Source organism: Pseudomonas sp. PA-4-8C, from assembly GCF_021606625.1.
GTDB classification, from domain to species: Bacteria; Pseudomonadota; Gammaproteobacteria; order Pseudomonadales; family Pseudomonadaceae; genus Aquipseudomonas; species Aquipseudomonas lactis.
Genome location: NZ_WKCD01000142.1, coordinates 1 through 13,475 on the forward strand (window position 1 = coordinate 1; position 13,475 = coordinate 13,475).

Sequence of the window (13,475 nt, forward strand, 5' to 3'; positions counted from 1 at the left end):
GTGTGGGGGTTGATCGGCATGTTGCGCGGCGCGGAGTTTTCCCAGGGGTTTGCCCGGGCGCCGGGCGGCAGCCTGGTAGCGCAAGGCGACCCCGTGCAATTGCTGCCCGGCCAGGTCGAAACGGTGTCGCCCAAGGTCGGTGATATCCACCAGGTCAGCAATGCACACGCTGACCAAGTGTCCATCAGCATCCACGTATACGGCGCCAATATCGGCGCGGTGCGCCGGGCGGTGTACCAGCCCGACGGCAGCGAGAAACTGTTTATCTCCGGTTATTCCAATGCCTACCTCCCGAACATCTGGGACCTGTCCAAAGAAAAGAGCCCTGCCCTATGACCACTGTATCGACCCGCAGCTTTGCGCAGATTCGCCAGGCCCTGTTGGCACGCGAAGAAGTCGCGCTGATCGACGTGCGTGAGGAAGCCCCCTTTGCCGAGGCCCATCCGCTGTTCGCCGCGAATATTCCCTTGTCCAAGCTGGAACTGGAGGTGTACGCGCGCATTCCACGCCGCGATACCCAGGTCACCCTGTACGACAACGGCGAAGGGCTGGCCCACCGCGCCGCCGAACGCCTGGGTGCACTGGGCTACACCCAGGTCAGCCTGCTGGAGGGTGGGCTGGACGGTTGGCGCCGGGCCGGTGGCGAGCTGTTTATCGACGTCAATGTACCGAGCAAGGCGTTTGGCGAACTGGTGGAGAACCAGCGTCACACGCCGTCCCTGGCCGCCGAAGAGGTCCAGGCCTTGCTCGACAGCCAGGCCGATGTGGTGGTGCTAGATGCGCGGCGTTTCGATGAATACCAGACCATGAGCATCCCCACGGGCATCAGCGTGCCGGGGGCTGAGTTGGTGTTACGCGCCCGTGAGCTGGCGCCCGATCCGGCCACGCGCATTATCGTCAATTGCGCCGGGCGCACCCGCAGCATTATCGGCACTCAGTCGTTGATCAACGCCGGCATCCCCAACCCGGTGGCGGCCCTGCGCAACGGCACCATCGGCTGGACCTTGGCCGGGCAGACCCTCACCCATGGGCAGGCGCGCCAGTTTGCACCGACCTCGGAAAACCATCGCCAGCTGGCCGCCCAAGAGGCCCGTGGTGTTGCCGACAAAGCCTCGGTAAAACGTGCAACCCTCAATGATCTGCAGCGCTGGCAACAGGACGCGACACGCACCACTTACCTGTTCGATGTGCGCACCGTGGAAGAATTCGAAGCCGGCCACCTGCCGGGCGCCCGCGCCACCCCGGGCGGGCAACTGGTGCAGGAAACCGACCACGTGGCCAGTGTGCGCGGTGCGCGCCTGGTACTGGTGGACGACGACGGCGTGCGCGCCAATATGTCTGCGTCGTGGCTGGCCCAGTTGGGCTGGCAGGTGTACGTATTGGATGACCTGCAAGCAGAGCACTTCAGCGAGCGCGGCGCATGGGTCGCGCCAGTACCGCCGCCGCCCCAGGCCGAACTGATCAGCCCCCACACCCTTGCCGACTGGCTCGGCCATGGCGACACCCTGGTGCTGGACTTCACCGCCAGCGCCAACTACGTGAAACGTCATATCCCCGGCGCCTGGTGGGTGCTGCGCGCGCAACTGCCAGAGGCCCTGGGCAAGGTACCGAACGCCCAGCGCTATGTATTGACCTGCGGCAGCAGCCAACTGGCGCGCCTGGCGGTGCCGGAAGTCGAGGCGCTTACCGGCAAGCCAGTCTTTTTGCTGCAGGACGGCACGGCCGGCTGGATCCAGGCGCAGCTGCCCCTTGAGTCAGGTGAAAGCCACCTGGCGTCCCCGCGCATCGACCGCTACCGCCGCCCTTACGAAGGCACCGACAACCCTCGGGAAGCCATGCAGGCTTACCTGGATTGGGAGTTCGGCCTCGTGGAACAACTGGCCCGCGACGGCACCCATGGTTTCTACGTGATCTGATTCACCGCTGCACCGTTTCGCTCAACCGACCCCTTCTCCAGGCGGAGGTACTTTCCTTTACCTAACGCCTGGAGTTTTTCCCATGCTGTACGCCATTGCATTCAAACGCCTGTTGCTGGGCGCTGCCCTCGCCCTCGGCCTGCTTTCTACCGTCCAGGCTGGCGACCTGCAACCGCTGCGCGTGGCCAACCAGAAATCCACGATCAAGGCGCTGCTGGAAGCCTCGGGCGAAAGCCAGAACGTGCCCTACGAGATCAAATGGTCGGAATTCCCCTCGGCCTCGCCCCTGGGCGAAGCGCTGAATGCCGGTGCCGTGGATGTCGGCGCCCTGGGCGATGCCCCTTATGTGTTCGCCCTCGGCGCCGGTGCCTCGATCAAGGTGATCAGCATCATCCATGCCGAAGGCCGTAACACCACCGCGCTGCTGGTGCCCAAGGATTCACCGATCAAGACCGCGGCCGACCTCAAGGGCAAGAAGATCGTCACCGGGCGCGGCTCCATCGGGCATTACCTGGCGATCAAGGCCCTGAACAATGCCGGGCTGACCACCCAGGATGTGCAGTTCATCTTCCTGCTGCCCGCCGAATCCCGGCTGGTACTCGACAACGGCACCGCCGATGCCTGGGCGACATGGGACCCTTACACCACCGTGGTCACCTCACAAAGCAATGCTCGGGTGTTGGTCAGCGGCAAGCACCTGCTGAGCAATCACCTGTACTTCGCGGCCACCGGCCAGGCCATTGCCGACAAACGTGTGCAACTGGACGACTTTGTCGCCCGCATTGATCGCGCCTATGCCTGGGCCAATACCCATCCCGAGCAATACGCCGCTGCCCAGGCCAAGATCACTGGCCTGCCACTGGCCGTGCATATCGAAGTGGCCAAGGACACCCATCTGTCCCCCGTCACGATTGACGATACGGTGATCCACGGCCTGCAAGCCACCGCCGACACCTATGTAAAAGAAGGCCTTTTGAGCAAACACATCGACGTCTCCCAGGGCTTCGATTCCAGCTTCAACGCCAAGCGTATCCCCCTCGAACAAGCCTCGCGCTAAGGAGCAGAACATGAGCAAGCCACGTCAATTGAAACTCGGTGCCATGGTGCACGGCGTCGGCCACGGTTGGGGCGAATGGCGCCACCCGCAGGCACAACCCGACGCCAGCACCAATTTCGGCTTCTACAAGCAGCAGACCGCACTGGCCGAAGCAGCCCGGTTCGACTTCGTGTTCATCGCCGACAGCCTGCATATCCACCCCAAGTCCAGCCCCCATTACCTCAACCGCTTCGAGCCGCTGACGATCCTCTCGGCCCTGGCCGCGCTGACCACTCACATCGGCCTGGTCGCCACCGTGACCGTCAGCTACACCGAGCCTTACCAGGTGGCACGCCAGTTCGCTTCGCTGGACCATATCAGCGGCGGCCGCGCCGGCTGGAACGTGGTCACCTCGTGGCTGAGTGGCACCGCCGATAACTTCGGCAAGGCCGAGCACCCGCCCCACGCCGTGCGTTATCGCATCGCCAAGGAGCATTTGAATGTGGTCAAGGGCCTGTGGGATTCCTGGGAGGACGACGCCTTTGCCTATAACAAGCACAGCGGCGAATTCTTCACCCCGGGCAAGTTGCATGCGCTTAACCACAAGGGCGAATTCTTCTCGGTCAAAGGCCCGCTGAACATCGCGCGCTCGCGCCAGGGCCAACCGGCGATTTTCCAGGCGGGCACTTCGGAGGATGGGCGTAACTTTGCCGCTGAAAACGCCGATGCGATTTTCGTGCATGTGGACACTGTCGACGAGGGCAAGGCCTACAGCGCCGACTTGAAACGGCGCGCCAAGCGCTTTGGCCGCGACCCGGACAGCCTGTCGATTTTGCCGGGTATTCGCCCGATTGTCGGGCGTGATGCGGCCGAAGTGGAAAGCCGCTACCAGCAAGCCGTGGCGCTGGTCACGGTAGAAGACGCCATCGTCGCCCTTGGCCGGCCGTTCAACGACCATGATTTCAGCCAGTACCCGCTGGATGCGCCCTTCCCCGAACTGGGCGACCTGGGCGCCAACAGCCAGAAAGGCGGCTCCGAACGTATCAAGCAACTGGCCCGGGACGAAGGCTTGACCCTGCGCGAAGTGGCCCTGCGTTTCTCACGGCCCCTGCGCGACTTTGTCGGCACCCCGGAACAGGTCGCGGATGCGATCCAGACCTGGTTCGAGAGCGGCGCCAGCGATGGTTTCATCATCAATTCGGTGCTGCCGGATGGCTTGCAGTATTTCACCGAGCTGGTGGTGCCGGTGCTTCAACAGCGAGGGTTGTTCCGTACCGAGTACAGCGGCCATACCCTGCGCGACAACCTCGGCCTGGAGGTGCCGGCGAACCGCTACAGCGTGATTGAAGAGCCGGTGGAGGCGCTGGTATGAGCCAATCGCGCAGTCGCTCGACCTATGTGGGAGCTGGCTTGCCTGCGATAGCGGTGTGCCAGCCAACTACACTACCGCCTGATAAACCGCGATCGCAGGCAAGCCAGCTCCCACAGGAACTCGCCCAATTCGATACACTGCTTGAACGCCTCAGCGCCGAGCTGGCCAGTACCGCGCCCCTCTATGACGAAAGCGGCGCCTTCCCCCACGCTAATTTCAAGCTCCTGCACCAACACCACCTCATCGCCCTGACCGTGCCGAAGAAACTTGGCGGCGGTGGCGCCAGCCTGGCCCAGGCGCGCAAGGTCATCAGCGCCATCGCCAAGGGCGAACCGTCCACGGCCCTGATCCTGGTGATGCAATACCTGCAACACAGCCGCCTGCAAGACAGCCAGACCTGGCCCGCACACCTGCGCGTGCAAGTCGCGCAAGACGCGGTGCAAAACGGTGCACTGATCAACGCCCTGCGGGTCGAACCCGACCTGGGCACCCCGGCCCGTGGTGGTTTGCCGGCCACCACCGCGGTGCGCACCGCCGAGGGCTGGCGTATCAGTGGACGCAAGCTCTACTCCACCGGCAGCCATGGCCTGAGCTGGTTCAGCGTGTGGGCGCGCAGCGACGACGCCGACCCGCTGGTAGGCGCCTGGCTGGTGCCCAAGGCCAGCCCCGGTGTCAGCATCATCGACACCTGGGATCACTTGGGCATGCGCGCCACCTGCAGCCATGAGGTGGTACTCGACAACGTTCTGGTGCCCCTGGACCATGCGGTCAGCGTCAGCCCCTGGAGCGCCCCGCAAGCGGAGCTGGATGGCGAAGGCTTCCTGTGGATGTCGGTGTTGCTGTCGTCGGTGTACGACGCCGTGGCTCAGGCGGCACGGGACTGGCTGGTGGACTGGCTGGAGGAACGCAAGCCGTCAAATCTCGGCGCGGCATTGTCCACCCTGCCGCGTTTTCAGGAGACCGTCGGCCATATCGACACGCTGCTGTTTGCCAACCGCAGCCTGCTCGACACTGCCGCCGCAGGCCACACGCCAACGGCCAATGCCGCACAGGTGAAGTACCTGGTCACCGGCAATGCAATCCGTGCGGTCGAGCTGGCCATCGAAGCCTCGGGCAACCCTGGCCTGTCACGCCATAGCCCACTGCAACGGCATTACCGCGATGTGCTGTGCAGCCGCGTCCACACTCCGCAAAATGACGCCGTGCTGCAGGGCGTCGGCAAAGCGGTGTTCAACCAGCGCCAGAAGGAACGCACATGAGCCAGGTGATTATTGCCAGCCAACTGGACGAAGACTTCAACCAGGTGATCCGTGAGCGTCTTGCGCCACTGCACCCCCAAGCCCAGGTAATCGGCGTGCCGGTCGGTGTGCCCAGTGACTTGCCGCCCCACGCCAATATCCTGCTGCTGCGCCCGATCAATGTGCGTGGCTACACCGCCCCCGATACCCCGCCACCGGGCTGGCCCTACGGCGCACAGTGGGTGCACCTGGTATCGTCGGGTATCGACTTCTACCCGCGGTGGCTGTTCAACGGCCCGCCGGTGACCACCTCACGAGGCAGTGCTGCCGATAACCTGGCGGAGTTCGCTCTGGCGGCGATCTTTGCCGCGTCCAAGCATTTGCCGGATATCTGGGTAAAGGATGCCCAATGGCAGTTCACCGCGCTGCGCCCGCTCAAGGGCACCACGCTGGGCCTTTTGGGCTTTGGCGCGATTGGCGCAAGCCTGGCGCAAAAGGCCCTGGCACTGGGGCTCAAGGTCGTGGCACTGCGTCAAAGCACAACGCCGTTCGGCCTCGATGGCGTGGAAGCGGCCAATGACATCCACGACCTGTTTGCCCGCGCCGATCACCTGGTGGTGGCGGCACCCCTGACCGAAGCGACGCGGCATATCATCGACCGTGATGTACTGGCCAGCGCCAAGCCGGGGCTGCACCTGATCAACATTGCCCGCGGAGGCCTGCTCGATCAGCAAGCGCTGTTGCACGCGCTGGATAACGGCCAGATCGGCCTGGCGTCCCTCGACGTCACCGAGCCAGAGCCATTGCCCGACGGGCACCCGCTGTACAGCCATCCGAGGGTACGGCTGTCGCCGCATACTTCAGCTATTTCGACCAACAGCAAGGAAGAAATTGCGGATACGTTCCTGGCAAATCTGGAACGGTATGTGGCGGGCCTTGAGTTAAGTAACCTCGCGAATGCTTGACGGCTTGCTCGCGAAGGCGGTGTGTCAGTCACTGCATCTTTAACTGAACCACCGCCAGGAGAAATTCATTTGATGCGGTAGTGGAAGGTATTGCGCACCGCCGGTACGGCAACAGCCTTGCCATCGACGATTCTCGGCTGGTAGCGAAAAGTATTGGCCGCTGCTAATGAGGGCCGAATGAACAACGGGTGGCAGCCGTCCAGCACCTTGAGGTTTTCCACGTGCCCCTGGGTGTTGACGGTGTACTCCACTGAACAGTCGCCTTCGATGTTCTTGTCCAGGGCGCGTTCGGGGTAGTCCGGGGCGGCCTTGCTCAAGGGCTGGTACTGGCGGCTGTCGAATGCTGGGGTAGGCGCAGGCACGGGGGCTCTGGCTTTTTCCGAAGCGGCACGCGCCTGGCTCAGGCGCTGCTGTTCCAACTCACGATTGCGCTGCTCGGTTGCCATGCGCTGTTGTTGCTCGAGTTTCTTTTCTTCAACCCGCTTGCGTGCCAGGGCGGCTTTCTCGAGCTTTTGCGCCTGGACCTGCGGATCAACTGTCGGTTTGGTCGGTACCGGGATAACAACAGGTTCTGGCAGCGCGGCAGCGACGGGCTCAGGTGTCGGCGCCGGTGCCGGTGCCGGCGCAGGTAAAACCACCAACTGCGTGTGCATCACCCGTGGCGCATCCACCCCTGGTCGCTCCGTTGACCAGCCCAGCATCAACGCCACTGCCACCGCACCATGCAGCGCCACGGCCAGACTCGCTGCCAGGCTTTTGCGCCAGAAACCATCGCCGTTGGGCGCCAAGGCCAGTGCCGGACTACGCATGCTCATCGCTGTCATTGTGGGGCCTCGGTGACGAGCCCAAGGTTGCTGACACCGCCCTTCTGCAGTACCGCCATGGCCGCCACCACACGGCCGTAACCGGCATTGTCGTCAGCACGGATATACACTTGGGTATCGCTGCGCGCCGCCACCACCTGCATGACCTTGGCGCTCATTTCTTCCAGGGTCATCGCACTGTCGGTCTGCTGGCGGGTGTCCAGTTCGTCACCCAGGTTCCAGTAGTAGCCACCGTCGGCCTTCACCGATAACGTCAGGATCTGCTGGCGCGTATCGCTGGCCAGCGCCTCGGCGGCGACCTTGGGCAGTTCGATCTTCACACCCTGGGTGAGCATGGGCGCGGTGACCATAAAGATCACCAGCAGCACCAGCATCACGTCGATGTAGGGCACCACATTCATCTCGGCCTTGGGCCCGTGCTTGCGTTGCGGCCTGATCAACATCGCTTTGCTCCTTGTTCAGGCGGCCACGGCCAGGTTGATCGAGGTACCGCGCAGCGTGCGGTGCAGGTGCACTTGCAGCTCATTGCCAAAAGCGTAGTAGCGCGTGAGCAAGGTCTGGCTGCGTGCCGCGAAACGGTTATAGGCGATCACTGCCGGAATCGCTGCAAACAGGCCAATGGCGGTGGCAATCAAGGCCTCTGCAATACCCGGTGCCACGGTCGATAGCGTGGCCTGTTGCACCTGCGACAAGCCGAGGAACGAATTCATGATGCCCCACACGGTCCCGAACAGACCGATATAGGGGCTGACCGACCCCACCGTCGCCAGAAACTGTAAGCCCTTTTCCAGCTCCAGTTCCTGCTCGGTGATCGCTACCTGCAGGGCGCGCTCCACACCCTCGAGCACGGCCGGATCGTGGTGGCGCAGATGCTGGTATTCCTGCATGCCGGCAATAAAGATCGGCGCCACACCGCCCTCGCCTGCCTGCACGGTTTCGCGATACAAGGGCTGCAGGTCCGACGCCACGCGAAAGCGCGACAGGAAGCCGTTAAGCTGCCGATCCAACCCACGCAGCACACGGCTGCGCTGAATGATCAGGTACCAGCTGAGCAAGGATGCCAACAGCAAAGTGATCATTACGGCCTTGACCAACAGGCTGGCGTCGCTGATCAAGCTCCAGATCGTCATATGTTCCATCGTCGCGTGCATGGTGAAGCTCCTATTCGATTAAAAACGGATGACTGCGTGATGACAGCTCAAGGTAATTTCAACGCGCGGCTCACCTCGGCCCAGGGCACGAACTTGAAGTTCTGGGCTTGCTCGGGCATGCGCTTGCGGCCGTCCTGCACCACCAGCATGCCCTGGCTCCAGGGCCCGCCGAGGTTGACGGCAGTGACCTCCAGGCCATCGGTTTCCGAGGCGCCATCAATGCCGGCGGCCGCATTGAGGCCAACGCGCAAGGCGCCGCGCACAGCGAATGGCGGCTCGGCGTCCAGCACCAGGTAGCTGTCATTGCCTTGGCTGGAGACCACCAGGTAATCCCGCGCGGGGCTTTGATACAACGCCAAGCCTTCGACGTCCGCGTGCAGTTGCGCGCCGACTTTGATCACCGAAGTGAGCGTGGCCGGTTGCTCGGCACGGGCATCCATCGCCCACACGCCGACATCTTCCTCACCGATGAACAAGCGTTGGCGCTGGTCATCGGCCACACAGCCCTCGGGTTGGCTATCGACCTTGAACTGGCGCACCAACTCGCCCTGCACACGGCCAGTCGGTGCACTCAGGCGGTATTGCAGGAAGGTGCCATCCTTGTCATTGGCAAACGCGTAAAGCTCGCCGCTGGCGGGCTGGTACAGGCAGATACCGTAGATGTCCTTGAGAGGCGTGGGGACCTCACCGGCTTCACGCAACTCGCCGCTCTGACGGTCGATGCTGAACAGGCTCAGGCTGTTGCGGTCGCGGTTACTCGCCACGGCCAGGTCGACGGTGTGCGTACCCAGTTTGAAGCCTGGGCGTAGGTCTACATTGTTCAGCCGCCCCACTGCCAGTTCCTGCAGCAACTTGCCGTCGAGATCGTAGGCCAGCAGGCCCTGTTTCTTGTTGGTCCCCAGCACACGACTTTTGGCCGGCGTGTCCGGGTGAATCCAGATGGCCGGGTCATCCGCCGCGTCGCCTTGGCGACCCACGGGTTCGGTCTGGCGCAGTGCGGCGACTTGCGCAAGTATCGGCGCAACCGGCACCGGCGTGGCTTGCCAGTCGAGACGGCCCTGATAGAGCTGGCCGCTGTCGTCATCCCGCACCAGCACCTGCCGGCCCTGGATCACCAGTTGCTCCGGTTCTTTGAGGCCCGGCAAGGCGAGGCTGGATTGCCCAACCCAACGTTCCCCGACTTGCTGGAACAGCTGCAATTGCGCGGTTTTCGGGTCCAGCGCGAGCACCCCGCCCGGCACCAGCGCCATGGCGCCTGCTTCGCGCGCGGGGTCGTCGAACAGCGCCACGGGCGTGCGTTTCACCTCGGCTTCCGGGTGCGCCGGGTAGGCCCACCAGCCGATGTTTTGCTCGTTCACCACCAATCGCTCGGCCGCATCATCCACTTGGCAGTACTGCGCCGATGGCGGCAGTGACAGGCTGCGAACACGCTGCGCCTGGGCCAGCAGGGTCGAGCCATTGCCCACCAGCCACTGCTCGCCCTTGCCCTCTTCACCGACCAGGAACACAAACAGGTTGGCCGCCGAATCGCGATAGAGGCACAGGCTATTTACCGCAAAGTCGCGGGTCGGCAGGTACAGCGGCGCACCCCAGGTTTTGCCGACGCCATCCAGACCGATCAGCAAGGCCTGCTGGCGGTCGTTGTCGAGGCTGGCGATCAGCGATTGAGTGCCCGCAGCGCGGGTGTCGAGGCTGCTGAAACGGCCCTTGAACCGGGCCAGTTCGGCGCCTTTATCGTCGAGCAACAACAGGCCGTCGCGGGCACTGGCGGCCACGCGCTGGGTGCCGCCGGGCAGGAAGGCCACGGCTTGGGCATTCAGGCTGGGTGCCCAAGGGGTCAGCGGTAGCTCGGTGGCGAACGCATTGCCGCTGATTACCAACGCAACCAGCAGGCACAGCTTGGAAATTCTCATGAACAGACAATCCTTCGAAAACAATGGAGATCCCGTTTGGGACGGCTTGCCCTGATGCCCTGTAGGAGCGAGCTTGCTCGCGAAAAACGCACAGGCGCCGCGCTCATTCAGGCGACCCGCGTTATCGCTGAGGTTTTTCGCGAGCAAGCTCGCTCCTACAGGGGGCAACGGTTAGAAATGGGTGAAGGTCAGGCCCAGCTTGTAGGTGGGGCCGTACTCTTCGTACTGGCCGTTGTAGCTACGGTGGCCGGTGTAGACGAAATACGACTCGTCGGTGAGGTTCTGTGCCTCGAAGCTGACCTGCAGGTTTTTGGTCAGGGAGTAGCGCGCGCTGAAATCAACAAAGGTTTGCGCGTCGACGTGCAGGTCATGGGCCTTGTCATTGATCGACGCCAGCTCGTACAAATAGGCCGATTTGTAATTGGCCGAGAGGCGCAAGCTGAGTGTGTCGTCTTCCCATCCCAGCATCAGGTTACCGACCGTGTCTGACTGGTTGGGCAGGCTGATGTTGCGCTTGCGAGTGCGCCCGCTGGCGCTGTCGAAGCCCTCGATGTCCGCGCTGGAACGGCTGAAGGTGCTGTTGGCACCGATCATCAGGCCGTTCCATGGCGCAGGCAGCCAGTCGAACTTCTGTGAGTAGGCCAGTTCCAGGCCATAGAGTTTGGCGCTGTCGCCGTTGGCAAAGGTGTGCGCCTCGGCGAAGTTGGCCCAGGCACCGGTACCGGCCACGTCGGTGTTGTAGACGAAGTTCTGGATGTCTTTGTAGAACACGAATGCCGACACGGTACCGGCGCGGCCCATGAAATGTTCGATGCCCAGGTCCAGGTTGCTTGATTCGAGCGGCTTGAGGTCCGGGTTGCCGAAGGTGGCTTCGTCATCGTCGATCACAAAACCAGGGGCCAGTTGGCCAAAGGTCGGACGCACCACCGATTTGGTCCAGGCGGCGCGTACCTGGGTGTTCTTGTCAATCTGGTAGCGCGCATGCAGGCCCGGTAGCCAGTGGTGATAACGGCGCTTGGTCTCGGTGGCGCTGAACTGGCCGTCCGTGGCGCCGGTGCCCTTGGCTTCGAATTCGGTACCTTCGTAACGCATGCCGGCAATGAAGCGCCAGTCGTCGATAACAACGGTGTTCATCAGGTAGCCGGCGTTGATGTCTTCGCGAATGGTGAAGTCGTTGACCGTGGATTCGGTGGGGTCATAGAAGTCATCGCGATTGAGGCCGCCGATCAGTTGGCGAATATTGCCCGCGCTGATGCCCGGGCCAAAGCGGCCGAGACGGTAGTCGACGTTGCCCTTCTGGAACTGCGTAAGGTTGAGTTGTTCATCGCTCAAGCCCTGTTCATCCAGGTCCTTGTAGACCCAGGCCTCCAGGTCATTGTCCTTGTGGCGCCGGCTGACCTTGCCGCCGAACTTGAACTGGGATGCGTAACCGCTAAGGTCGTAGTCGCGGGCCAGATCCAGGCGCAGGTTCTTCTCGGTGTCCTGGGTGTGCTGTTTTTCCCAGTCGACTTTATCGAGGCTGAAATTGGCGGGGTCGTAGAAACCACTGCCGATGATCGGGCGCGGCTTGGTCTTGTCGTAAAAGCCGCTGTCGGCAAAGTCACCGCCGTCGAAGGTCGCACCGGCAATATGCCCCGGGCTGTCTTCGCTGGAACGGCTGTACCCGGCCTGGCCGCTCAGGGTCCACAGGCCGAGCATGCGTTCACCGCCCAATACGTAGGACTGGATTTGCTGGGTTTCCTCACGGTTCTTGAGCTTACGCTTGCCCTCGACTTCGCCCAATTCGCCGGGCGCTTGCGGGTCAGCGAACTCTAGGGTGGCAGCGTTACGGGTTTCGGTGTCCTTGTAGCGACTGTAGAGCGTGCGCAGGTAGTAGCTGCTCAAGTCATCGGGCGTGTAATCGAAGTTAAGGCCACCACCGGCGCGTTCACGGCTGATGTCGTAGTCGCGCTGCTCGAATTCGTTGAGCCGGGCACCGTTGGTAAAGTCCCAGGCGCCGCCAGTTTCGACGTTGTCCGAGCCAAAATCACGCTTCTGCCAACTGAGCGCCGCGGCCACGCCAAAGTTGTCGATACCGTCGCCGAGGCTGAACCGGTTACTGGCGGCGCCGGAGAATTTCGGGCTGGTCTGGTGTGTGTTCTTGTCGTAGCTGGCCTCAGTGCTGCCGGTGTAGAACAGGCCCTTGTGATCGAACGCCGACAGGCTCTTCACATCAACAGTGCCGCCCAGGGAGTTGGCGTCCATGTCCGGTGTGAGCGTCTTGATCACCGACAACGACTGCACCAATTCCGAAGGCAGAACATCAAGGGCCACGGCACGGCGCTCGCTCTCAGGCGAGGGCACCAGGGTGCCGTTGATGGTCACACTGTTGAGGTCCGGACCCAGGCCGCGCACGCTCACAAAGCGACCTTCGCCCTGGTCACGTTCAACACTGATGCCCGGCAAGCGCTGCACCGCCTCGGCAACGTTCTCATCCGGCAACTGCGCGACGCCGTCAGCATGCACCACGCTCTTGATGCTATCGGAAGAGCGCTGCTCCTTGAGGGCGCTGTCGATTGCAGCGGCTTGGCCGACCACATCGACATGCTCGGTGGTGGCCGCTTCGGCGGCATTGACCCGCTCGCAGGCTATCGCCAGGGCCAAGGCGGTAAGCGTAAAGCTGACGAGCCCGGTGCGCTTGTACATGAAACCCTCCCCAAGAATCCGTTGGCGCCAGGCAAGAGGCCCGGCAACTGGGAGGGCAAGCTAGGGATGGGGCGTGACGGTTCTGTGACAGGGTTACGGGCAGAGCCTGTCAAAGCGGGGTTTACAAGCGTGTGGAGGGCTCAAATGAGCTGAAATGACCTCGGTCAGAGGTGGGAGCTGGCTTGCCTGCGAAGGCGGTCGACGGTAACTACGATGCGAAGCGAGCCGCTCTTGATCTTGATCTGCTTTTGATCTCAGGCGCCCCGTTAAACCACGCTGGCCGGAATTCGACAGGGATTTGGGGGGTAAACCGGCAGGGATGCCGGTTTAGCCGCCCCGCGCCATGGATGGCGCGTGGCGGCGGCCCCCCAAATC

10 protein-coding genes and 1 pseudogene are annotated in these 13,475 nt (G+C 62.9%); 6 read left to right on the top strand and 5 right to left on the bottom strand.

What is annotated here, in order from left to right; all coding sequences use genetic code 11:
- The 6 genes and pseudogenes from GIW04_RS19240 to GIW04_RS19265 form a co-directional block, all read left to right on the top strand.
- A pseudogene (locus GIW04_RS19240) lies at nt 1-336 on the top strand (cysteine dioxygenase); the annotation flags it as partial.
- The gene (locus tag GIW04_RS19245) at nt 333-1,916 is read left to right on the top strand and encodes a rhodanese-related sulfurtransferase (RefSeq protein WP_120248185.1); all 1,584 of its coding nucleotides are present in this window, start codon (nt 333-335) and stop codon (nt 1,914-1,916) included. The pseudogene GIW04_RS19240 and the gene GIW04_RS19245, both read left to right, overlap by 4 nt.
- Nucleotides 1,917-1,998: 82 nt before the next feature.
- On the top strand, nt 1,999-2,973 hold the full coding sequence (locus tag GIW04_RS19250) for an ABC transporter substrate-binding protein (protein WP_034135862.1): 975 nt from the start codon (nt 1,999-2,001) through the stop codon (nt 2,971-2,973).
- 10 nt (nt 2,974-2,983) lie between these two features.
- On the top strand, nt 2,984-4,324 hold the full coding sequence (locus tag GIW04_RS19255; RefSeq protein WP_120248186.1) for an LLM class flavin-dependent oxidoreductase: 1,341 nt from the start codon (nt 2,984-2,986) through the stop codon (nt 4,322-4,324).
- Nucleotides 4,321-5,583, top strand: a complete 1,263-nt coding sequence (locus GIW04_RS19260) for an acyl-CoA dehydrogenase family protein (RefSeq protein ID WP_034135863.1) — start codon at nt 4,321-4,323, stop codon at nt 5,581-5,583. The genes GIW04_RS19255 and GIW04_RS19260 overlap by 4 nt, the downstream gene beginning before the upstream one ends.
- Nucleotides 5,580-6,527: a D-isomer specific 2-hydroxyacid dehydrogenase family protein gene (locus GIW04_RS19265; protein ID WP_034135864.1), complete on the top strand. Its 948-nt coding sequence runs from the start codon at nt 5,580-5,582 to the stop codon at nt 6,525-6,527. The genes GIW04_RS19260 and GIW04_RS19265 overlap by 4 nt, the downstream gene beginning before the upstream one ends.
- A 65-nt stretch (nt 6,528-6,592) precedes the next feature.
- Here the strand turns inward: GIW04_RS19265 and GIW04_RS19270 are convergent, their stop codons facing one another.
- The 5 genes from GIW04_RS19270 to GIW04_RS19290 all read right to left on the bottom strand — a co-directional run bounded on the left by GIW04_RS19270 (nt 6,593) and on the right by GIW04_RS19290 (nt 13,100).
- On the bottom strand, nt 6,593-7,351 hold the full coding sequence (locus GIW04_RS19270; protein ID WP_120248187.1) for an energy transducer TonB: 759 nt from the start codon (nt 7,349-7,351) through the stop codon (nt 6,593-6,595).
- The gene (gene tolR / locus GIW04_RS19275) at nt 7,348-7,794 is read right to left on the bottom strand and encodes a protein TolR (RefSeq protein ID WP_003191894.1); all 447 of its coding nucleotides are present in this window, start codon (nt 7,792-7,794) and stop codon (nt 7,348-7,350) included. The genes GIW04_RS19270 and tolR overlap by 4 nt, the downstream gene beginning before the upstream one ends.
- A 15-nt stretch (nt 7,795-7,809) precedes the next feature.
- Nucleotides 7,810-8,502: a protein TolQ gene (tolQ, locus tag GIW04_RS19280; RefSeq protein WP_003191895.1), complete on the bottom strand. Its 693-nt coding sequence runs from the start codon at nt 8,500-8,502 to the stop codon at nt 7,810-7,812.
- Between the two features lie 47 nt (nt 8,503-8,549).
- Nucleotides 8,550-10,415 (bottom strand): phytase, encoded by a 1,866-nt coding sequence (locus tag GIW04_RS19285; protein ID WP_120248188.1) that lies wholly within the window; start codon nt 10,413-10,415, stop codon nt 8,550-8,552.
- A 171-nt stretch (nt 10,416-10,586) separates the two neighbouring features.
- Complete coding sequence (locus GIW04_RS19290; RefSeq protein WP_120248189.1) at nt 10,587-13,100, bottom strand: TonB-dependent receptor; 2,514 nt, start codon at nt 13,098-13,100, stop codon at nt 10,587-10,589.
- Nucleotides 13,101-13,475: the final 375 nt, after the last annotated feature.